Source organism: Micromonospora sp. NPDC049799 (assembly GCF_040656655.1).
Taxonomy (GTDB): domain Bacteria; phylum Actinomycetota; class Actinomycetes; order Mycobacteriales; family Micromonosporaceae; genus Micromonospora.
Genome location: NZ_JBFAMU010000058.1, coordinates 1 through 19,126 on the forward strand (window position 1 = coordinate 1; position 19,126 = coordinate 19,126).

Sequence of the window (19,126 nt, forward strand, 5' to 3'; positions counted from 1 at the left end):
CTCCCGTGTCAGCCACGGCCACGGTTACTCCGGCACCCTTACTTAGACGATGCGCTGAGGTGACATTGAGATAGCGTAAATGCCACTGGTCAGCCGACCGTACCGCCCCCACCGGCGCCCCGCCGACCCGACGGGACCCCGTGGCGGGTCAGAAGATCTCCATGCCGGCCGGGGCCCGGTGCCAGCCGAAGGCCGGGCCGGCCGCGGCCAGCGCACCCGGACGCCGCCCCTCGACCCGCCCGGTCGCGGCGAGCGCGACGAGCCCCGTCCCGCCCAGGTAGAGCTCTCCGAGGCTGCGCACGTCGCACGCCAGGTCGGCGGGCGCATCCGTCGGTACGCAGGTGGCGTCGTCGGGCCCGCCGGTGAGACGCCAGCGGCCGGTGTTCTCCGGCAGCAGGTCGTCGGTGATGTCGAGGACCACGTCGACCGCGGTCGCGTACCGGCGGGCGGCCAGCGCGGCCGGCACGTCCACCACGCGCAGCCACAGCCCGTCGACCAGGCGGGCGCCCAGTCGTCGCGGCTCGTTGACCAGTCGCAGCAGCGGCTCGTCCAGTGCCGCCCCGCGCCAGGTGAGCCGCCTGGTCAGGTCGACCGAGAGCAGCATCCGCCACAGCGCCCGGTACCCGGCCGGCGTCGCCGCCACCACCTCGTGCACGGTGACCTGACCCTGCGGGCCGGCCTCGTTCCATTCGCTGCGGGTGCGGAAGAGGGCGTACCCGTCGACCCCGTCGGGACCGTGGTGCAGCACCGCGCGGAGTTCCGTCGCCCCGCCCCGCTGGGACGCCGGGTCGCCCAGCACGTACCCCCACCACCGCTCGTCGCGGCTGGACCAGCCGGGCCGCTCGGGGCGTACCCGGTCGTACACCCTCTCCAGGTCGGCGCGGCACGCGGCCGGGCGGGCCACGCGCAGCCGGCCCTCGGCGGGCGTCGGATCCGGCAGGCGCAGCTCGGTGGTCTCGCAGTCGACGGTGAGCCGCGGGGCGGCGAGGCCGTAGCCGAAGCGGGGGTAGATCCGTCCCTCGCTGGCCCACAGCACCGCCACCGGCTCCCGGCCGGCGTCGCGGACCTCCCGCAACTGCCGGCCCATCATCCGGGTGAGGAGGCCCTGTCGGCGGTGGGTCGGCGCGACCCCCACCATGCTGACGTGCGCGGCGGGCACGCGGGCGCCCGGCACGGTCAGGTCCCGGGTGTACGCGGTGGCGCTCGCCACCAGCTCCCCGCCGTCGCGGGCGAGCAGGGTGCGCTCCGGTTCGAGGAGGGTGCGCTCGATCGTCCAGGACTCGGCGTCGAAGCCGCCGAGAAAAAGACCGTTGAGCAGATCGTGAAGGTCGTCGAGGTCCTCGGGGCGGGCGGTGGTGAAGTCCGGTGGGGGATTGGTCACGTCGCCTGTCTAGCCGACCGGTGCGTCGTCGGCGAGTGATTTGCACGCTGGATACCCTCGAAGGCGGACGGTGGCCGGGGGCCGCCGTCGGGTCCAGGGGAGGACGAGATGGCAGACCAGCCGCAGCCGTGGGCGGAGCGGACCGTCGAGGTGCCGCCGCAGGCCGAGGTGCCGCAGCAGCGGGATCCGTACCGGCGGGGCGTCGCGTCGGTCGGCCAGCGCCGGACGCCGCGCACCGAGCCTTTCCCCGTCGTCGAGGAGGAGCCGCACGGCGCCGGCTGGCCGGACGCGCCGCGCCGGCCGCTGGGCTGGCACGTCGCGCAACTCAAGCGGGGCGGGGAGTGGAGCGCCGCGGGAGCCCTCTTCGCGTTCGTCTGCTGGGGCATCTGGGCGATCTCGGGCGGCGGTGACCTGGCCGCACCCTTGCTGATCTTCGTGCTGAGCCTGCTGGTGGCGGGCGGCCTGTTCGCGCTGGCTCGGCTGGTGGGCCGGCTGGTGCTGGAGCGGCAGATGGGCCGGGTGCGGCACAGCGCCCGGGGTGCGCACCTGGTGACCGCGGTGTTCCTCACCGGCCTCGGTGTCGCGTGGCTCCAGCAGACCGAGTGGGTCGTCTCGGCCTGGAACTGGATCACCAACAACTGACGGTACCCCCGGGCGGGCCGGCGTCCCGCGGCCCGCCCGGGCGCCCGGTCGCGGAGTGCCGCGACCCCGTCGTCCTCCACCAGGTCGGCGCTTCATACCCGGCCGGAGCCGGATCATCCGCGCCCGGCCGGACGTCAGTGCTTCCCGCCGCGCCCCTCGGCGTCCGCCTTCGGCGAGGCGACCCGTGCCGCCGGATCCTCGACGCCCGGCTCGCCGCCGTCCGGGGCGACCATCCCGTCGTAGTTGTAGACCGTCGCACCCTCGTCACTCTGCTTCGTGGTCCGGATGTAGCGGTGCATCATGCCGTCGATCTCGACCTCCAGCAGCGCGTCACCCGCGTCCAGGGTGCTGCCGTCGCGGGGGCCGCCCACCAGGTGTGCCTTCGTGTTCGTGTCCATGACCGCTGCCCTACCCGGACGCCTCCGGTGCAAAACGGGCGGCCCCGACCCGTAGGTGGTTCGTGGACCACTCGTCGGGTAGTGGCTGAGACAGAGACGGGGATGCGGAGGGGCTCATGCGGGCGCTGGTACTGGGTGGCGGTGGCGTCACCGGCATCGCGTGGGAGTTGGGCGTCCTCGCCGGCCTGCGCGAACACGGCGTCGACCTCACCGACGCCGACTTGATCGTGGGCACGTCCGCGGGGGCGTACGTCGGAGCCCTCGTCGCGACCGGCGTGGACCTCGCCACCGCCGTCGCCGACGCCGCACGGATCGAGGTGGAACTGTCACCCCGCATCGACGTGACCCTGCTCGCCCAGGGGTTCGCGGTCCTCACCGACCGCTCCCTGTCGCCGGAGCAGGCCCGCGCGCGGCTCGGTGCCCTGGCGTGCAGCGCACCCGTGGGCGAGCCGGGCGAGCACGTCGCACGGTTCGACCAGAACCTGCCGGTGCGGCGGTGGCCGACCCGTCCACGGCTCGTCGTGACCGCCGTCGACACGTCGAACGGGAAGCTGGTGGCCTGGGACGCCACGGCGGGGGTGCCGCTGGCGGAGGCGGTCGCGGCGAGTTGCGCGGTGCCGGGCGTCTTTCCGCCGGTGCCGGTGGGTGGCACCGGACACTTCATGGACGGCGGGGTGCGGTCGGTCACCAACGCCGATCTCGCCGCCGGGGCGGATGCCGTCGTGGTGCTGGCGCCGACCGTCGGGGTCTTCCGCGCCTCGCCCCGACAGGAACTGGCGAGGCTGGCGGCCGCCCGGACGGTGCTCCTCGCTCCCGACGACGCCGCCCGTGCGGCGATCGGGTCGAACGTCCTGGACCCGGGGCGACGTGGTCCGGCACTCGCCGCCGGCATCGCGCAGGCCGTGACGCTCGCCCCGGAGGCGGCGCGGGTGTGGCGCGGGTGACGGTGCCGGCCCCGACGCGGGTGGCGGGGACCGACACGTATCCGCCCAGGGACCGCGGTAGGGCAGGCGGTTCGGCGTCGTCCAGCGCGGGGCCGACTATCGACCTTCGTTAATATGATTGTCGGGCACCGGCGGTGGAACGAGGTCCCGTCGCTCCGCTGGCGGGGTGGCCTGATCGCAGGTAGTGTCACCGCCCGTGAGCGCTCTGACTCGCAACAACATCACGGTGACGGGTCAGGACGGCGGCAGGACCCTGGTCTTCGCCCACGGGTTCGGCTGCGACCAGCACATGTGGCGGTCCGTGGTCCCCCACTTCGTCGACGACCACCGGGTCGTGCTCTTCGACCACGTCGGTGCCGGCGGTTCGGACCTGTCCGCCTACCGGCCGCAGCGGTACGCGGACCTGCGCGGTTACGCCGAGGACGTGCTCGAGATCCTCGCCGAGCTGAATCTGCGCGACGTCGTCTTCGTCGGCCACTCGGTCAGCGCGATGATCGGTGTGCTCGCGTCGATCGCCGAGCCCGACCGCTTCTCCCGTCTGGTGCTGGTCGGGCCGTCTCCGCGCTACGTCGACGACGAGGGCTACCGGGGTGGCTTCAGTCGGGTCGACATCGACGAGCTGCTGGAATCGCTGGACAGCAACTACCTCGGCTGGTCCGCGGCGATGGCTCCGGTGATCATGGGCAATCCGGACCGGCCGGCGCTCGGTGCCGAGCTGGTCAACAGCTTCTGCCGCACCGACCCGGCCATCGCCCGCCAGTTCGCCCGGGTCACCTTCCTGTCCGACAACCGGACCGACCTGCCGAAGGTCACCGTGCCCAGCCTGATCCTCCAGTGCACCAACGACGTGATCGCACCGTCGGAGGTCGGCGACTACGTCCACCGTCACCTCCCCGGCAGCACCCTGGTCACGCTCGCGGCGTCGGGGCACTGCCCCAACCTGAGCGCTCCCGAGGAGACGGCGGCGGCCATCAGCGCGTACCTGCGGGCCGACTGAACGTGGTCGACCCGGTCCCGCCGCCCGACTGGTTCGCCCCGCTGCTCGAGGAGAGCGCGGAGGACCTGTACGAGCGCGCGACCTGCGGCTACCTCTCGGTGCTGCCGGACGGCACCGTCGCCCGGGTGAACCAGACGTTCCTCGACTGGATCGGTCGCCGGCGGGAGGACCTGGTGGGGCGTCCGGTCCAGGCACTGTTCACCGTCGGGAGCCGGATCTTCCACGAGACGCACCTGCGTCCGCTGCTGCACATGCAGGGCGAGGTGCGCGAGGTGGCGATGGAGTTCCGCCGGGCCGACGGCGGCCGGTTGCACACCCTGGTCAACGCGGTCCTGCGGCGGAACCCGGGCAGCGGGTCGACCGTCCTGCGGCTGACGGTGTTCGACGCGACCGACCGCCGCGCGTACGAGCGGGAACTGCTCGACGAGCGCCGCCGCGCGGAGCTGGTCGCCGCCCGGCTGCGTGTGCTGCAGGAGATGGTGGCCCGCTGCGCGGCGATCGAGCGCGCCGAGGAGATCGTCGCTCCGATCGTGGTCGCGGCCACCGCGGCGTTCGAGGCGACCGCCACCATGGTCTGGCTGCTGGATCCGGAGGAGGCGGTGCTGACGGTCGCCGGCGGCGCCGACGGCTCGGCCGTCGTCCCCGCCGCGCCGATCGCGCTGGACGGCCCGGAGTGGGAGGCGCGGGCCGTCCGCACCGGCGAGGTCGTCGTGTCCGACCGGTCCCGGCCCGACCGGCGGGTGGTGACCCCGCTGGTCGCCGACGACCGGGTGCTCGGTGCGGTGTCCGTCGACCTTCCCGAGGCCCGCGCTCTGGCCACCGACGAGGTGAACCTGATGCGGACGCTCGGCCAGCAGGCGGGGCAGGCCCTGGAACGGGTACGGCTGTACGAGGAGACGACCCGCCGCGCCTGGCAGTCGGCCTTCCTGGCCCGCCTGGGCCGGGACCTCGACGAGCCGGTCGGATCGGCCGACCGTGCCCGCCGGCTGGTCGAGCTGCTGGTGCCGGACCTGGCCGAGTACGCGCAGGTGGACCTCGCCGCCACCGACCCCGACGGGCGGTCGGACCCGCCGACCGGTCCCGACGACGGGGTGATCGCCAGCGGTACCCCGAGGCCGTGGCTGCTCGGCGACGACGTCCGGGATGCGGTGCGGGACGCCGGCCGGTCGGGCCGTGCCCTTCCGCTGGCGGCGCCGGACGGTCGTCGGGGCGTGGTGTTGCCGTTGCTGGCCCGCACCGTGGTGATCGGCACGCTCCTGCTCGTGGAGGCGCCCGACCCCACCGGCCGCGCCGAGCCCGACTTCCTGCTCGACCTCGCCGACCGGGCGGGGCTGGCGCTGGACAACGCCCGCCTCGCCGAGCAGGACCGCGAGGTGGCGCGCACGCTCCAGCGCAGTCTGCTCGCCGGGGAACGCCCCACCGACAGCCGCTTCCACGTGGTCACCGTCTACCGGCCGGCGGGGGAGACCCTGGAGGTCGGCGGCGACTGGTACGACGCCTTCACCACGTCCAGCGGCAGCATCGGGGTGGTCGTCGGCGACGTGGTCGGCCGTGGGCTCCGGGCGGCCAGCGCGATGGGCCAGCTCCGCAGCGCGGTACGGGCCCTGGGCAAGGCCGGGTGCAGCCCCGCCGCCGTCCTGCGGCACATGGACGACTTCGTCGCCACCCTGGAGGCCGGGCAGATGACCACCCTCGCGTACGCCGAGCTGTCGCTGGACACCGGCGTCCTCCGGTACGCGTGCGCCGGCCACCCGCCGCCCCTGCTGCTGCCGCCGGGTACCGAGCCCCGCTACCTGTGGGAGGGCCGGTCCGGCCCGCTCGGCACGCGCGCGGCGAGCCGGACGCGCCAGCAGGCCGAGTTGACCCTGGCCCGGGGCTCGCGGCTGCTGCTCTACACCGACGGTCTGGTGGAGCGGCGCGGTGAGCGGATCGACCAGGGGCTCGGCCGGCTGGTGGACGTGCTCGGAAAGCGGCGGGACGCCCCGCTGGCGGCGCTCGCCGAGGAGGTCAGCGACGCGATGCTGGAGGGCGAGGGTGGCCACGACGACACGTGCCTTCTCGCGCTCGCCTTCGACGGCGCTCCACGGTTCCGCCGGGACGTGCCGGCGGGGATGGCCGAGCTGGCTCCGCTCCGGGCTGCGCTGGACGAGTGGCTGACCGGTTGCCAGGTACCGGAGTCCGAGCGGTACGGCATCGTCCTCGCCACCTCCGAGGCGGTGGCCAACGCGATCGAGCACGGCTGCGGCGGCGACCCCGCCGGGCGGGTCAGCGTGACCGCCACCCTCGACGGGGACGTCCTCGACCTGCGGGTCTCCGACACCGGCCGCTGGCTGCCGCCGCGCGCCAGCCTGCATCGGGGACGGGGCATGGCGCTCATGGGGCGGCTGATGGACGACCTCGTCGTCGACCGGGGTGGGGGCACGAACGTGTTGATGCGACGGCGGGTCGGAAGGAGGGCGACATGACCCGGGACCGCGTCGCGGTCGCTGGCGAGCGCGGCTGCGAGGTCGTGCGGCTGTACGGCGACATCGACCACGCGAACGCCGACGAGGTGGAGCGGGGCGTGCTCACCGCCATCCGCGCGGCCACCGGCGTGGTCATCGACCTGTCCGGGGTGACCTTCCTCGACAGCGCCGGGCTGCGGTGCCTGGACCGGCTGGTCACCGCCTTCGTCAACCGGCAGGCGCCGGTACGGGTGGTCGCACCGGAGGGCGGCGCGGTCCGGTTCACGCTCGACCTGATCGGCTTCCTGCCGGACCTGTTGGCGTCCACCGTCGACGAGGCCATCACCGACCTGACGGCCTGATGGGCGTGGGCCGGGTCAGTCGAATGATCGAGCGCCGCGGCGGTGTCCTGGACGAGGGTCAGGACACCGCCGTGGCGGTGCGCCGGTACTGGATCGCGCTCCAGAGGGAGCGTGACATTACGATCGACCCATGAGGGCAGCAGGTACCTTCACGGTCGAAGCCTTTGTCCCCACAGAGTTGGTGCCGGAACCAGCCGTGGCAACCGGGCTGCCGGTCGGGGTTTCCACGATGGAGAAGCGCTTCGAGGGTGAGGTGGTCGGGCGCTCCGCGACCGTGTTCACCTCCGCTTACGATCAAACGGCAGGCGTCGGCACGTACGTGGCCATGGAGTCGTTCGAAGGCTCTCTGCACGGAAAGAGCGGCGCGTTCAACTTCGTACACTCGGCAGCGACCTCCGGCAGCGACCGTACCGCCGAGTTCTTCGCCATCGTGCCGTCGAGCGGTACCGGCGAGCTCGCCCGCATCTCCGGCACCGGCGGAGTGGCCGTGGACGCCGATGGCACCCATCGGATCTGGTTCGACTACGAGATCGGGTGAAGAGCAGGCGACGGAGTAGACCTTCCAGTCTCCCCGAACGGGGCACGTGGACGGCAGCGTCAGTGCTGCCTGACGGATATGTCCTTGGTCAAGCAGGTGGTTCCGTCCGGCCCGGCGAGCGGCACCGACCGGTATCCCTCGCTGTGGTAGAGGTCGATGTTCCGCAGGCTCTTCGCGCCGGTGAACAAAAGGACGCGGCGGCAGTCCGGTTGGACACCGGCTTCGGCGGTGCGTAGCAGCCACCGGCCCAGCCCCTGACCTCGCAGGTCCGGCACGACGGCGAGCCGACCCACGTGCCAGTCGGTGTCGACGCGGCGGGCCCGCACCATGCCCAGCAGTCGGCCGTCCCGCCAGATGCCCGTGGTGTGCCAGGTCGCGAGCCAGTCGCGTACGTCCTCCAGCGACTCGTGCAGGGCCGGTATGGCCAGGGTGTCGTTGGCGACGGCCTCGTCCACCCAGGAGCACCGCTGCAGCACGGTGACCTCGGGCGCGTCGTCGGGGGTCAGCCGTCTCACGTAGGACCCCGGCACCGGTCCGGACAGCGCCCCGGCTCGTGCGCGTTCGCGCAGTGGCCGCAGGGCGTGGGCGACCCGGACCAGCTCGTCCAGCAGCCCGACACCCGCCGCGTCGCAGGATGCGTCGGATCGCAGCCGTCCACCCTCCACGGCGTCGCCGATGCGAATCGCGACCGTGGCGCCCAACGGAACCAGGCGCAGCGTGGTCACCACCTGCTTGGCGTGCTGAACCGACCGGGTGCCCGCCGACGTGTGGCCGTAGCTGACGAAACCGATCGGCTTCCACGCCCATTCGCGGCTGAGGTAGTCCAGCGCGTTCTTCAGCGTCGCCGGCATCCCGTAGTTGTACTCGGGCGTGACCACGACGAACCCGTCCGCCGCGTCGACGATCTCGCTCCACCGACGTGTGTGCTCCTGCTGGTAGACCCCCGCCGACGGGTGCTCCTCCTCGTCCAGGAAGGGCAGGTCCAGATCGCCGAGAGCCACCGGTACGAGCTCGACGCCCAGTTCCGCGGCACGGGGGGTGATGGTTTCCATCAGCCACTGCGCCACCAGAGGACCGAGGGCGCCGGGGCGGGTGCTGGACGTCAGGACAAGGACACGGGCCGATTTCGTTAACATGGAAACGAAGCCTAGGTGCTACCTTGATTACATGTCAACTAAATCTCCGTCCGGGTCCGTACGCTGGTTGACGCCGGACGAGGAGCGGGCGTGGCGGGCGTTCCTGCGCGTGGTCGTCGCCGTGCAGACGGGCACGGCCCGTGATCTGGCCGCCATCGGGCTCTCCGAACCCGACTACGAGGTGCTCAGCACCCTGTCCGAGCGGCCCGGTCGGACCAGCACCCTTGGGGAGCAGGCCGACAAGATGGGCTGGTCACGCAGCCGGCTGTCCCGGCACGCCACCCGGATGGAGGCACGGGGGCTCCTGAGGCGCGCGCCCGACCCGGCCGACGGCAGAGGCTGCCTCCTCGTGCTCACGGCGGAAGGTCTGGACGCACTCGAGAACGCCGCACCGGTGCATCTGGAGTCGGTACGACGCCACTTCATCGACCGGCTCGCGGCCGAGGACCTCACCGCCATCGAACAGATCGCCCGGAGGCTGGAGGAACCCCGGGGCGCCGCCAGCCGACCACCCGACGGGCGCCCGTCGGCGTGATCGCCGATGCGGCTGTGTCGGCAGGCGATGTGCGCCGCTCTGCGATGATCGGGCCCATGCCGCCCCCGCGCCGCGCATTGACGCTCCTCTCGCGTTGCCCGCGACCGACGTCCAGATCAACTTCGGGCCTGACCTGACCGGCGTCACGATGGCCTACGCGGTCCTCGCACCGCTGACGTGACCGCAGAGTCGAGGAGACCGGCGCGCACGTGAACGTGCCCGACGCTGGCACCACAGTGCTCTGGCGACCCCAGCGCGCGTACCGCGGTCGACGACACCGCGGCCAGTTCGGGCTGCGCCGGCAGAAACACCGTGGGGACACCCAGGGACTGGTTCATCGCGGCGAGCTGGTGCTCGGTCTGAAGGTCGGTGGTGTTACGCACGCCGCGGACGATCACTCCTACCTCGTGGCGACGGCAGTAGGTGGAGGTCAAACCGCTCCAGGCCGCAACGGTGACGGAGGTCCACCCGACCGGCAGGATGGCCCGAACGGCGGCCGCTCGCGCCTCTTCGTCGGTGCCCGGATGCTTGGTGCTGTTGACCGCGACGAGCACGACCACTTCGTCGAAGAGGCCGCGTGCCCGGCTCACCACATTCAGATGGCCGGGAGTGAAGGGATCGAAGCTGCCGGGGTAGACGGCTCGCACGCGTACCCGACCAGGGGTGCGCGGCTGTGACGATGGTTCGGGTGTCACGGCCGCAAGACCCGCTGGGCATCACGGATGACCTGCTCGGAGGCGAGTGGGGCCCAGGAGGCGAACAGCTCCCGGAAGTAGGTACCGTGCCGGTCCGCCACCGCGGGATCGTGCTCGATGACGTCCAGTTCGTTGACGATGCTCAGGTCCATGAGCGATCGAAGTTGAGCCGCCGTCGGCGTTCTCACCTGACGTACGAAGCGGTCGAACACCTGGCCGGTCCTCGCCAGCTCCCGCCAGCTGCGTCCACGGTCGCAAGCGCCGTACAGGTAGACGAGCTCCTCGGCGGCGGCACCGACGAGATCCCGTAGCACAGCACGATCGGCCCGATCGAGCAGAGCGTGGTCGAACCCCTCGGTGCCGTAGACGGCGTGGGTAAGGCCCGCGGCCTGCACTTCGCTGCTGCAGCCGAGCACGGCGAGTCGTTCGCCGACTCGACACAGGTGGGCGTACAGATTGCCTCCGGGATGCGCGATCTGCTCAGCTCCGTGCCGGCGGAGCCAGACCCGCACGCCTTCGTCGGTGCTCATGGCCCGACTGTAGGTATCGGCGGTCGGATTCGCCGGCCCCCGGGTGCGGGCATATGTCACAGCGCCGTGGATACGCGCCGACGGTGCGTCACCGCGCGGGTGGGTGAGGATGACGGCATGCCGAGCCGCCTTGCCGCCATCGCCATCGACGCCGTCCGACCGCGACTGATCGCCGACTTCTGGTGCTCGGTTCTCGGCTGGCAGGTCGTCGACGAGGATGCCGAGGTGATCACCATCGGGTCCTCCGACCGTTCCTGGCCCATGATCGACGTGGCGGCCGTGCCGGAGGGCAAGGTGACCAAGAACCGGTTGCATCTCGACCTGCGTGCCGACGGCGTGTCCACCGGGGAGGAGCTTGACCGGTTGCTCGCCCTCGGTGCGCGACGCGTCGACGTGGGACAGCCCTCCGACGTGAGCTGGGTCGTGCTCGCCGACCCTGAGGGCAACGAGTTCTGCCTGCTGTCGCGTCCCGTCCAGGAGCTCCAGGTCAGCTGCCAGCCGAGCGCCCCTGGGTAACGGCAGTCATGCCCTGGCACCGGGGGCCAGTACGGTCACGTTTTCGGGAAGCGTCGTCACGACACGGCGGACGTCGCGGCGCGGGTCGACGACGATCAGCTCGGTGTTGGTCGCGGTCCATCGCTGCAGGACGACGCCGTCGGCCACCACGCCCCGACACAGTTGCGGCCCATCCGCATCGATGGAGGGCACCTCGATCCTGGCGGTGGCGGCGCCCGAGGTCACGTCGACGCCCAGCAGCGCCACGGATGGCGCCACCAGCATGCCCTCCGGGGCGCTGGTGGGCAGCAGATCGGGGCGGCCGACCTCCACCCAGATGCTCGGCGGACTTCCGCCCGCGTGCCAGAGCGGAAGGACCGGACCCACCACCTCGCCCGGCTTCGTCTGGCCGGGTACGACCACGGGCAGCGTCCGGGTCGCGCCCGTGACGACGTCGTTGAGGGTGATGCTCAGCTCCGGCGGCGCGGACGGGCCGACCGGTGGATTCACGTCGAACACCGCCAGCTCCCTGCCGGCGATGAAGGCCACCTCGGTGGCGAGGTTGGAGGTACGCACGTCGAGCGACCGCACCCCGCCACCTGGCAGTGCCATGGCTCCGAAGGACCGGCCGTCGACGCTCAGCTTCGCCAGCAGCAACGACCGGGCGTCCGTGGACCACAGCCACGGCTCGTATCCGTCCGCGACCTCGTACACCGCCGTGCCAGAGAGGTCCCTCACACGCCACTGGCCGTCGCGCTTGGCGGCCAGCCAGCGCCCGTCAGAGGACAGTGACAGGTTCAAGGGCCCGGTTGCCGCAGGCGTGCGCCCGGCACGGAAGTGCTCTCCCGACCGGGTCACGAGGTAGACGTCGTTCTGGGTGAACGGACGGGTGTCGGGGTCGAGACCGCCCGCAGCGGTCCCCAGGTGGTACATAAGAGCACCTCGGCCCACCCCCCGGTCACTCGGCAGGTCCGCCACCTGGGCTGGCGGTCGCAACTGAGGCGGCAGGTCGTCGAACACCCCCTCGACGGTCGTGTCCGCGGCCGGCACCGACCCTTTCCGCTGGGCTGCCACGTGCCATGCCGCCATGCCCGCCGCCACCACCACGATGATCGCGACGCTCACCACCGCGACCGTTCGCGATCCCCGCGCCGACCGAGGCCGCACCGAATCTGCTGGCGTTGCAGGAGATGCCATCGCAATGCCCCCGTTCCAGGCGCTGACCGTCCCGCACACCGAAGCGGAAGCGGCCCTGCCGGGTCAACAGGTGGCCGCCAAACTCCGGGCGAGGAAGACACCGGCGCGATCAGGACCATGGCCACCCATGGGAGTGCTGGCCTGCGGCGGGGGTCTCCTCGGTCGGGCAGCCTCCGGCGAGATCCCGAGCATCAGTCGGCGCAGCCGGTCCGACCGGGCCAGGACGAACAAACGCCTCCCGGCCTGGGCCGGAAGGCGGTGGAGCGGGCGACGGGAATCGAACCCGCACCGTCAGTTTGGAAGACTGAAGCTCTGCCATTGAGCTACGCCCGCGTTCGCCTCGACGTGCGAGGCGCGCCGACAGCGTACCGAATGCCTCCGCCGCCCGCCCATTCGTATCCCGGGCGCGTCCCCCGACACGACCCGCGCATCCGCTTTGGGGTGGTTCGGCGCGTTGGCTGCCGCCCCGGCACCTCCTACGTGCGACGACGGCATAGACTGCTTCCCGCCACGGGGTGTGGCGCAGCTTGGTAGCGCACTCGCTTTGGGAGCGAGGGGCCGTGGGTTCAAATCCCGCCACCCCGACTGCCGTCCGCGGCCGGGTCGCCCCGGGCGCCGCCGATCCCGTGCGGCCCCCGGGCGCTGCCGGCAGGCTGCGCCGGCTCGCCTACACTCGATGGGCTGATCGAACGCCCAGAATCAAACCGAGATCCGTCAAGGAGTACGCCTGTGAAGAGCACCGTCGAGACTCTGAGCCCGACGCGCGTGCGGCTCGCCATCGAGGTGCCGTTCGTCGAGCTCGAGCCGAGCCTCAAGAAGGCGTACCGGGAGATCGGTTCGCAGGTGCAGGTTCCCGGGTTCCGCCGGGGCAAGGTTCCGACCGCCGTGATCGACCAGCGGGTCGGCCGGGGCACCGTCCTCAACGAGGCGATCCAGGAAGCCATCCCGCAGAACATCCTCGCCGCGGTCCGCGAGCACGACCTGAAGACCCTGGGTCGTCCCGAGGTCGACATCACCGAGTTCAACGACGGTGACACCCTCAACTTCACCGCCGAGGTGGATGTCCGGCCCGAGATCACCCTGCCGGACCCGGCCACCGTCGAGGTGACCGTGGACGAGCTCCAGATCGACGACACCGAGATCGACGAGCAGGTGAAGAGCCTGCGCGAGCGGTTCGCCACCCTCAAGACCGTCGAGCGCGCCGCCGCCGAGGGCGACTTCGTGCAGATCGACCTGAACGCCACCGTCGACGGCGAGGACGTGCCGGGCGGTTCGGCGAGCAACATCTCCCACGAGGTGGGCAGCAAGCAGCTCCTGCCGGGCCTGGACGAGGCGGTCGTCGGCCTGTCCGCCGGTGAGAGCACCACCTTCACCACCCAGCTGGTCGGCGGCGACTTCGCCGGCCGGGACGCCGAGGTGGCGGTGACCGTGCGCACGGTCAAGGAGAAGGAGCTGCCCGAGCTGAACGACGAGTTCGCCCAGATGGCGAGCGAGTTCGACACGATCGAGGAGCTGCGCGACGACCTGCGCGAGCGGGTCGCCCGGGGCAAGCGGGTCGAGCAGATCTACGCCGCCCGGGACAAGGCCCTGGAGCAGCTCGTCGCCGCGGCCGAGGTGCCGGCGCCGGAGGGTGTCGTCCGCGAGGAGGTCGAGAGCCGCAAGGCGGCCATGATCGACCAGCTGGAGCGGATCGGCGCCTCCCTGGAGGAGTACCTGGCGGCCGAGGAGAAGACCGAGGAGCAGATCGACGCCGAACTGGCCGAGGCGGCCACCGAGGGCGTCAAGATCCAGCTCCTGCTCGACACGCTCGCCGACGCCGAGGAGGTCCAGGTCTCCGACGACGAGTTCGGTCACGAGATCGTGCACCGGGCGCAGCGCGCCGGCATGGCTCCGCAGCAGTACTACGACCAGCTGGTGCGCTCCGGCGCCGCGAGCGCCGTCTTCGGCGACGTGCGGCGGGGCAAGGCGCTGGCCTCGGTCATGGAGCGCATCAAGATCAAGGACACCGCCGGCAACGAGGTGACTCTCGACGCCCTGCGCGCCGAGAGCGAGGCCGAGCACAACCACGAGCACTGATCGTCGGGCGCGGCCGCCGTCCCTCCCTCGCGGTGGGGCGGCGGCCGAAGCCCTTTGCGGGTACGCCCCGTACGGGGCTGCGCTGTCAGCGAACAGTGTCCCGACCGGGAGTGCGCCGCCCGATCAAGCGGTTAGTGTCGGAGAAGACGGTACGGAGAGCGAAGGGCTGCCATGACCGACATGCACATCCCAGCGAAGCCGCTCCGGGCGATCGAGGCCCGAGGTGGCGACACCATTGGCAACCTCGACGACTCGGTCTACAACCGGTTGCTCAAGGAGCGGATCATCTTCCTGGGCAGCGAGGTGACCGACCAGGTCGCCAACCGCATCTGCGCGCAGCTCCTGCTGCTCGCCGCGGAGGACCCGGACCGCGACATCAACCTCTGGATCAACTCGCCGGGTGGCTCGGTCTACTCCGGCATGGCGATCTACGACACCATGCAGTTCATCGACAACGACGTGTCGACCGTGGCGATGGGCATGGCTGCCTCGATGGGCCAGCTGCTCCTGTGCGCGGGCACCAAGGGTAAGCGCTACGCCCTGCCGCACGCCCGGATCATGATGCACCAGCCGTCCGGTGGTCTGGGCGGCACCGCCTCGGACATCGCGATCCAGGCGGAGCAGATGCTCTACACGAAGCGGATGTTCCAGGAGCGGGTCGCGCACCACACCGGCCAGAGCCAGGCGCAGATCGAGTCGGACTCGGACCGGGACCGCTGGTTCACCGCCCAGGAGGCCATGGACTACGGCTTCATCGACAAGGTGATCATCGGGGCCGCGCAGGTTCCGGATGGCGCCGGGACCCTGAGCTGAGCGAGGAGCTGACGATGACCGACCTGAGCCTGCCGCCCCAGTTCGCGGCCGTGCACAACCGCTACGTCCTTCCGTCGTTCGTCGAGCGCACGTCGTACGGGGTCAAGGAATCCAACCCGTACAACAAGCTCTTCGAGGACCGGATCATCTTCCTCGGCGTCCAGGTCGACGACGCGTCGGCAAACGACGTGATGGCGCAGCTGCTGACGCTCGAGGGCACCGACCCGGACCGCGACATCATCATGTACATCAACTCGCCCGGCGGTTCGTTCACCGCGATGACGGCGATCTACGACACCATGCAGTACGTCCGTCCGGACATCCAGACGGTCTGCCTGGGCCAGGCGGCCAGCGCGGCCGCCGTGCTGCTGTCCGCGGGCACGCCGGGCAAGCGGATGGCTCTGCCGAACTCGCGGATCATCATCCACCAGCCGGCCACCGAGGGCGGTTACGGGCAGGGCTCGGACATCGAGATCCAGGCCCGGGAGATCCTGCGGATGCGGACCCAGCTGGAGGAGATGCTCTCGCGGCACTGCAACCAGCCGATCGACAAGGTACGCAAGGACATCGACCGTGACAAGATCATGACGGCCGAGGAGTCCAAGGAGTACGGGCTGGTGGACACGATCCTCACCAGCCGCAAGAAGGGTCTGCTGGCCGCCAACGCCGCCAGCTGAGCTGCTCGGGTCGGAGGTCGGCCGGGTTCGTTCCCGGCCGACCTCTGACACACCCGTTTTGGGGGTCGGAGAAACCTCCGCCAGCGGGTAACGTCGGGTCCGTACCGCTTCGCCGATCGGAGTCGGCGGGATTGAGAAGACGGACGGAGCGCAGCGTCCGCGGGTCAGGGCCGGAGCTCCGGCCGATGAGTGCAGGGAGAACGTAGGTGGCACGGATCGGTGACGGCGGCGACCTACTGAAGTGCTCCTTCTGTGGCAAGTCGCAGAAGCAGGTCAAGAAACTCATCGCGGGCCCTGGGGTCTACATCTGCGACGAGTGCATCGATCTCTGCAACGAGATCATCGAAGAGGAGCTGGCCGAGTCCGGCGAGGTGAAGTGGGAAGAGCTTCCCAAGCCGATGGAGATCTGCCAGTTCCTCGACACCTACGTCGTGGGGCAGGACCAGGCCAAGAAGGCGCTCGCCGTGGCGGTCTACAACCACTACAAGCGGATCCAGGCCGAGTCGGCCAGTGCGCCGGGCTCCGGCAGTGACGCCGTCGAGCTGGCCAAGTCCAACATCCTCCTCCTGGGTCCCACCGGGTGCGGTAAGACCCACCTGGCGCAGACCCTCGCCCGGATGCTCAACGTCCCGTTCGCCATCGCGGACGCCACCGCGTTGACCGAGGCGGGCTATGTGGGCGAGGACGTGGAGAACATCCTCCTCAAGCTGATCCAGGCCGCGGACTACGACATCAAGCGCGCCGAGACCGGCATCATCTACATCGACGAGGTCGACAAGATCGCCCGCAAGTCGGAGAACCCGTCGATCACGCGGGACGTCTCCGGCGAGGGCGTCCAGCAGGCGTTGCTGAAGATGCTGGAGGGCACGGTGGCCAACGTGCCACCGCAGGGGGGCCGCAAGCACCCCCACCAGGAGTTCATCCAGATCGACACGACCAACGTCCTGTTCATCTGCGGCGGCGCCTTCGCCGGTCTGGACCAGATCATCGAGGCCCGCACCGGCCACGGCGGCACCGGCTTCGGCGCCCGGCTGCGCGCGGTCTCCGAGCGGTCGACCGACGACATCTTCGGCCAGGTCATGCCGGAGGACATGCTGAAGTTCGGGCTCATCCCCGAGTTCATTGGCCGTCTCCCGGTGATCACCAGCGTGCGTAGCCTCGACCGGCAGGCTCTGGTACGGATCCTCACCGAGCCGCGCAACGCCCTCGTCCGGCAGTACCAGCGGCTCTTCGAGCTCGACGGCGTCGAGCTGGAGTTCGACGAGTCGGCGCTGGATGCCATCGCCGACCAGGCGATGCTGCGGGGGACGGGTGCCCGGGGCCTGCGCGCGATCATGGAAGAGGTCCTGCTCTCCGTGATGTACGAGGTGCCGAGCAACCCGGACGCCGCCCGTGTGCTGATCACCCGCGAGGTGGTCCTGGAGAACGTCAACCCGACCATCGTGCCGCGCGAGTTCACGGGCCGCCGTGCCCGTCGGGACCGCGAGGAGAAGTCGGCCTGACGCGTAGGGGTCGAGCCCGCCGACCGGCGGGACGGCGACGACCGGCCGGTGGCGCCGGTCGCACCTCTGTCGCCGGGGACACTCCGCCCGTACGCTGAGGTCCATGCGGGTCGCCGTCTGTCAGCTGAACGCGCGGGACGACCGCAAGGTCAATCTGGAGGCCGCGGAGGGCCTGCTGGAGCGCGCAGCCGCCGGCGGCGCGGACCTCGCGGTCCTCCCGGAGTACGTGGACTACCTCGGCCCGGCCGCCCGGCTCCCCGAGCCGGAGACGGTCGACGGCGAGGTCGGCCAGTTCTTCGCCGGCGTCGCGCGGCGGCTGGGCGTGTGGGTGATCGCCGGATCGATCCACGAGCGCGGACCGGATCCCGAGCACACCTGGAACACGTCGCTGGTCTTCGACCGGTCCGGCGCGCTCGCTGCCAGCTACCGCAAGATCCACCTGTATGACGTGGAGATCCCCGGTCGCGTGTCCTACCTGGAGTCGGCCACGGTGGCGCCCGGCGACCAGCCGGTGGTGGTCGACGTCGAGGGGCTCCGGGTCGGGCTGTCGATCTGTTACGACCTGCGTTTCCCGGAGCTGTACCGCCGGCTTGCCACGGAAGGCGGCGCACAGCTGCTCGTGGTCCCGGCGGCGTTCATGATGCACACGGGCCGGGACCACTGGGAGGTTCTGCTGCGCGCGCGGGCGATCGAGAACCAGTGCTTCGTCGCCGCCGCCGGTCAGACCGGTGACCACGAGCCGGCGCGGACCTGTTTCGGACGCAGCATGGTGGTCGACCCGTGGGGGACCGTGCTCACCCAGGTGCCGGACGGTCCGGGCGTGGCCATCGCGGAGCTCGACCTGGACCGTCTGCACACGATCCGGGCTGAGCTGCCCAGCCTGGCGAACCGCCGGCTCTGACCGCTGCGCCAGCCGGCCGTCCCGGCTCCGACCGGTCAGCCCTGAAGCAGGACACCCACGACCGCGAAGCCGGCGATGGCCGCCGCGGTGACCAGGAGCGCGGTGGTCATACGCGATGGGCCCCGGCGGGCCAGCCGGCGTACCGACGCCAGGACGGCGACGAGCACGAGCGCCCCGATGACCAGCTGCCAGATCGGAAGCAGCAGTCCGAGCAGGGCATCCTCGGCGAGCACCGTCGTCGGGGAGCGCGGCAGGTCGTCCATGCCAGCAACTCTGACATGCCCAGCACGGTTACGGATCCCGTGCGGCCGGTCCGATTCGATCCGAGATCCCGCGCAGGGGCCTGTGTGGGCCCTACACGGAACGCAGCGACGAACGTTGATTTGCCTTCGGTGGGCCATCCGCGTAACTTTCTCTCTGCACGCGGGAGGCCGGATGAACTGGCCGAGAGCGGGCGCCAGGCTCGTGGTGGGAACGCCGAGCGAGACTGAGGATCGGGCGGTGCGTGCGACTCCGGCAACGGGGTTGCGATCGCGAAGCCGACCGGGTAGAGTTCTGAGGCCGGCAGGAGCCGGGCGGATAGCCGCGAAGCGGCATCGGCCGGTCTGCGGTTTCCCACGACAGCAGCTAGCACCGCTCGACGGTGCGGTTCGGGCGTGGTCCGGAACGAGCCAAGCTGATCAACTCGGACACGAGTTTGACGGCGAGGAACGGATCGGGTAAGTTAGAGAGGTTGCCCCGGACGGGGTCCTGCTGATGCGGGGTCCTGGATGGTGTGTGGTTGTTCTTTGAGAACTCAACAGGGTGCTTGATAAGCCAGTGCCAATTGTTTATACCCCGGACTGGTCGGGCCTTAGGGTTTG

20 protein-coding genes and 2 tRNA genes are annotated in these 19,126 nt (G+C 71.0%); 14 read left to right on the forward strand and 8 right to left on the reverse strand.

From position 1 onward, the window contains the following. Window positions 1–148 precede the first annotated feature (148 nt). Window positions 149–1,381: a GNAT family N-acetyltransferase gene (locus tag AB0I76_RS07770; RefSeq protein ID WP_357031343.1), complete on the reverse strand. Its 1,233-nt coding sequence runs from the start codon at window positions 1,379–1,381 to the stop codon at window positions 149–151. Window positions 1,382–1,489: 108 nt separating this feature from the next. Here AB0I76_RS07770 and AB0I76_RS07775 point away from each other — a divergent pair, with 108 nt between their 5' ends. Continuing rightward, window positions 1,490–2,023: a hypothetical protein gene (locus AB0I76_RS07775; protein WP_357031345.1), complete on the forward strand. Its 534-nt coding sequence runs from the start codon at window positions 1,490–1,492 to the stop codon at window positions 2,021–2,023. Between the two features lie 134 nt (window positions 2,024–2,157). Here the strand turns inward: AB0I76_RS07775 and AB0I76_RS07780 are convergent, their stop codons facing one another. After that, window positions 2,158–2,421 carry a hypothetical protein gene (locus tag AB0I76_RS07780; protein WP_357031348.1) on the reverse strand — a complete coding sequence of 88 codons (264 nt, stop codon included), beginning with the start codon at window positions 2,419–2,421 and terminating at the stop codon, window positions 2,158–2,160. A gap of 116 nt (window positions 2,422–2,537) precedes the next feature. On the opposite strand from AB0I76_RS07780, the gene AB0I76_RS07785 reads away from it, so the two are divergent. The 5 genes from AB0I76_RS07785 (at window position 2,538) to AB0I76_RS07805 (ending at window position 7,706) form a co-directional block, all read left to right on the forward strand. Continuing rightward, window positions 2,538–3,365, forward strand: coding sequence for a patatin-like phospholipase family protein (locus tag AB0I76_RS07785; protein ID WP_357031351.1), 828 nt, complete (start codon window positions 2,538–2,540; stop codon window positions 3,363–3,365). 196 nt (window positions 3,366–3,561) lie between these two features. After that, window positions 3,562–4,362, forward strand: a complete 801-nt coding sequence (locus tag AB0I76_RS07790; protein ID WP_357031354.1) for an alpha/beta hydrolase — start codon at window positions 3,562–3,564, stop codon at window positions 4,360–4,362. A 2-nt stretch (window positions 4,363–4,364) separates the two neighbouring features. Beyond that, window positions 4,365–6,827 (forward strand): SpoIIE family protein phosphatase, encoded by a 2,463-nt coding sequence (locus AB0I76_RS07795; RefSeq protein WP_357031358.1) that lies wholly within the window; start codon window positions 4,365–4,367, stop codon window positions 6,825–6,827. Beyond that, entirely contained in the window at window positions 6,824–7,168 is a 345-nt protein-coding gene (locus AB0I76_RS07800) for an STAS domain-containing protein (RefSeq protein WP_357031361.1), read from the forward strand. Before AB0I76_RS07795 ends, AB0I76_RS07800 begins: the two co-directional genes overlap by 4 nt. A 130-nt stretch (window positions 7,169–7,298) precedes the next feature. Continuing rightward, complete coding sequence (locus AB0I76_RS07805; protein WP_357031364.1) at window positions 7,299–7,706, forward strand: DUF3224 domain-containing protein; 408 nt, start codon at window positions 7,299–7,301, stop codon at window positions 7,704–7,706. Between the two features lie 59 nt (window positions 7,707–7,765). Here the strand turns inward: AB0I76_RS07805 and AB0I76_RS07810 are convergent, their stop codons facing one another. Continuing rightward, complete coding sequence (locus tag AB0I76_RS07810) at window positions 7,766–8,842, reverse strand: bifunctional NAD(P)H-dependent oxidoreductase/GNAT family N-acetyltransferase (protein WP_357031367.1); 1,077 nt, start codon at window positions 8,840–8,842, stop codon at window positions 7,766–7,768. A 31-nt stretch (window positions 8,843–8,873) separates the two neighbouring features. Here AB0I76_RS07810 and AB0I76_RS07815 point away from each other — a divergent pair, with 31 nt between their 5' ends. Beyond that, window positions 8,874–9,377, forward strand: coding sequence for a MarR family winged helix-turn-helix transcriptional regulator (locus tag AB0I76_RS07815; RefSeq protein ID WP_357031370.1), 504 nt, complete (start codon window positions 8,874–8,876; stop codon window positions 9,375–9,377). A gap of 143 nt (window positions 9,378–9,520) precedes the next feature. Here the strand turns inward: AB0I76_RS07815 and coaD are convergent, their stop codons facing one another. Next, entirely contained in the window at window positions 9,521–10,024 is a 504-nt protein-coding gene (coaD, locus tag AB0I76_RS07820; RefSeq protein WP_357031373.1) for a pantetheine-phosphate adenylyltransferase, read from the reverse strand. A 44-nt stretch (window positions 10,025–10,068) separates the two neighbouring features. Further along, window positions 10,069–10,602: a DUF6817 domain-containing protein gene (locus tag AB0I76_RS07825; RefSeq protein ID WP_357031377.1), complete on the reverse strand. Its 534-nt coding sequence runs from the start codon at window positions 10,600–10,602 to the stop codon at window positions 10,069–10,071. Window positions 10,603–10,719: 117 nt separating this feature from the next. Here AB0I76_RS07825 and AB0I76_RS07830 point away from each other — a divergent pair, with 117 nt between their 5' ends. After that, complete coding sequence (locus tag AB0I76_RS07830) at window positions 10,720–11,118, forward strand: VOC family protein (RefSeq protein WP_357031380.1); 399 nt, start codon at window positions 10,720–10,722, stop codon at window positions 11,116–11,118. 6 nt (window positions 11,119–11,124) lie between these two features. Here the strand turns inward: AB0I76_RS07830 and AB0I76_RS07835 are convergent, their stop codons facing one another. After that, window positions 11,125–12,222, reverse strand: coding sequence for a hypothetical protein (locus AB0I76_RS07835; RefSeq protein WP_357031383.1), 1,098 nt, complete (start codon window positions 12,220–12,222; stop codon window positions 11,125–11,127). 331 nt (window positions 12,223–12,553) lie between these two features. Continuing rightward, window positions 12,554–12,627, reverse strand: a tRNA-Gly gene (locus AB0I76_RS07840). 178 nt (window positions 12,628–12,805) lie between these two features. On the opposite strand from AB0I76_RS07840, the gene AB0I76_RS07845 reads away from it, so the two are divergent. From AB0I76_RS07845 to AB0I76_RS07870, 6 genes are all read left to right on the forward strand, one after another. Next, window positions 12,806–12,879, forward strand: a tRNA-Pro gene (locus AB0I76_RS07845). 144 nt (window positions 12,880–13,023) lie between these two features. Next, window positions 13,024–14,370, forward strand: coding sequence for a trigger factor (gene tig, locus AB0I76_RS07850; protein WP_357031386.1), 1,347 nt, complete (start codon window positions 13,024–13,026; stop codon window positions 14,368–14,370). A gap of 171 nt (window positions 14,371–14,541) precedes the next feature. Continuing rightward, on the forward strand, window positions 14,542–15,183 hold the full coding sequence (locus AB0I76_RS07855) for an ATP-dependent Clp protease proteolytic subunit (RefSeq protein ID WP_357031389.1): 642 nt from the start codon (window positions 14,542–14,544) through the stop codon (window positions 15,181–15,183). 14 nt (window positions 15,184–15,197) lie between these two features. Continuing rightward, the gene (locus AB0I76_RS07860) at window positions 15,198–15,860 is read left to right on the forward strand and encodes an ATP-dependent Clp protease proteolytic subunit (protein ID WP_357031392.1); all 663 of its coding nucleotides are present in this window, start codon (window positions 15,198–15,200) and stop codon (window positions 15,858–15,860) included. 206 nt (window positions 15,861–16,066) lie between these two features. Continuing rightward, the gene (gene clpX, locus AB0I76_RS07865) at window positions 16,067–17,362 is read left to right on the forward strand and encodes an ATP-dependent Clp protease ATP-binding subunit ClpX (RefSeq protein WP_357031395.1); all 1,296 of its coding nucleotides are present in this window, start codon (window positions 16,067–16,069) and stop codon (window positions 17,360–17,362) included. 103 nt (window positions 17,363–17,465) lie between these two features. Continuing rightward, a complete protein-coding gene (locus tag AB0I76_RS07870) occupies window positions 17,466–18,263 on the forward strand; it encodes a carbon-nitrogen hydrolase family protein (RefSeq protein ID WP_357031398.1) in 798 nt (265 codons plus the stop codon). Between the two features lie 35 nt (window positions 18,264–18,298). Here AB0I76_RS07870 and AB0I76_RS07875 read toward each other — a convergent pair whose 3' ends face one another. After that, window positions 18,299–18,526 carry a hypothetical protein gene (locus tag AB0I76_RS07875; RefSeq protein ID WP_357031401.1) on the reverse strand — a complete coding sequence of 76 codons (228 nt, stop codon included), beginning with the start codon at window positions 18,524–18,526 and terminating at the stop codon, window positions 18,299–18,301. Window positions 18,527–19,126: the final 600 nt, after the last annotated feature.

What these genes read in the sequence shown, in the direction of transcription:
- AB0I76_RS07775 (WP_357031345.1), top strand. Translation starts at nt 1,490, where the DNA reads ATGGCAGACCAGCCGCAGCCGTGGGCGGAGCGGACCGTCGAGGTGCCG.
- AB0I76_RS07780 (WP_357031348.1), bottom strand. Translation starts at nt 2,421, where the DNA reads ATGGACACGAACACGAAGGCACACCTGGTGGGCGGCCCCCGCGACGGC.
- AB0I76_RS07785 (WP_357031351.1), top strand. Translation starts at nt 2,538, where the DNA reads ATGCGGGCGCTGGTACTGGGTGGCGGTGGCGTCACCGGCATCGCGTGG.
- AB0I76_RS07800 (WP_357031361.1), top strand. Translation starts at nt 6,824, where the DNA reads ATGACCCGGGACCGCGTCGCGGTCGCTGGCGAGCGCGGCTGCGAGGTC.
- AB0I76_RS07805 (WP_357031364.1), top strand. Translation starts at nt 7,299, where the DNA reads ATGAGGGCAGCAGGTACCTTCACGGTCGAAGCCTTTGTCCCCACAGAG.
- AB0I76_RS07810 (WP_357031367.1), bottom strand. Translation starts at nt 8,842, where the DNA reads ATGTTAACGAAATCGGCCCGTGTCCTTGTCCTGACGTCCAGCACCCGC.
- AB0I76_RS07815 (WP_357031370.1), top strand. Translation starts at nt 8,874, where the DNA reads ATGTCAACTAAATCTCCGTCCGGGTCCGTACGCTGGTTGACGCCGGAC.
- AB0I76_RS07825 (WP_357031377.1), bottom strand. Translation starts at nt 10,602, where the DNA reads ATGAGCACCGACGAAGGCGTGCGGGTCTGGCTCCGCCGGCACGGAGCT.
- AB0I76_RS07830 (WP_357031380.1), top strand. Translation starts at nt 10,720, where the DNA reads ATGCCGAGCCGCCTTGCCGCCATCGCCATCGACGCCGTCCGACCGCGA.
- AB0I76_RS07855 (WP_357031389.1), top strand. Translation starts at nt 14,542, where the DNA reads ATGACCGACATGCACATCCCAGCGAAGCCGCTCCGGGCGATCGAGGCC.
- AB0I76_RS07860 (WP_357031392.1), top strand. Translation starts at nt 15,198, where the DNA reads ATGACCGACCTGAGCCTGCCGCCCCAGTTCGCGGCCGTGCACAACCGC.
- AB0I76_RS07870 (WP_357031398.1), top strand. Translation starts at nt 17,466, where the DNA reads ATGCGGGTCGCCGTCTGTCAGCTGAACGCGCGGGACGACCGCAAGGTC.
- AB0I76_RS07875 (WP_357031401.1), bottom strand. Translation starts at nt 18,526, where the DNA reads ATGGACGACCTGCCGCGCTCCCCGACGACGGTGCTCGCCGAGGATGCC.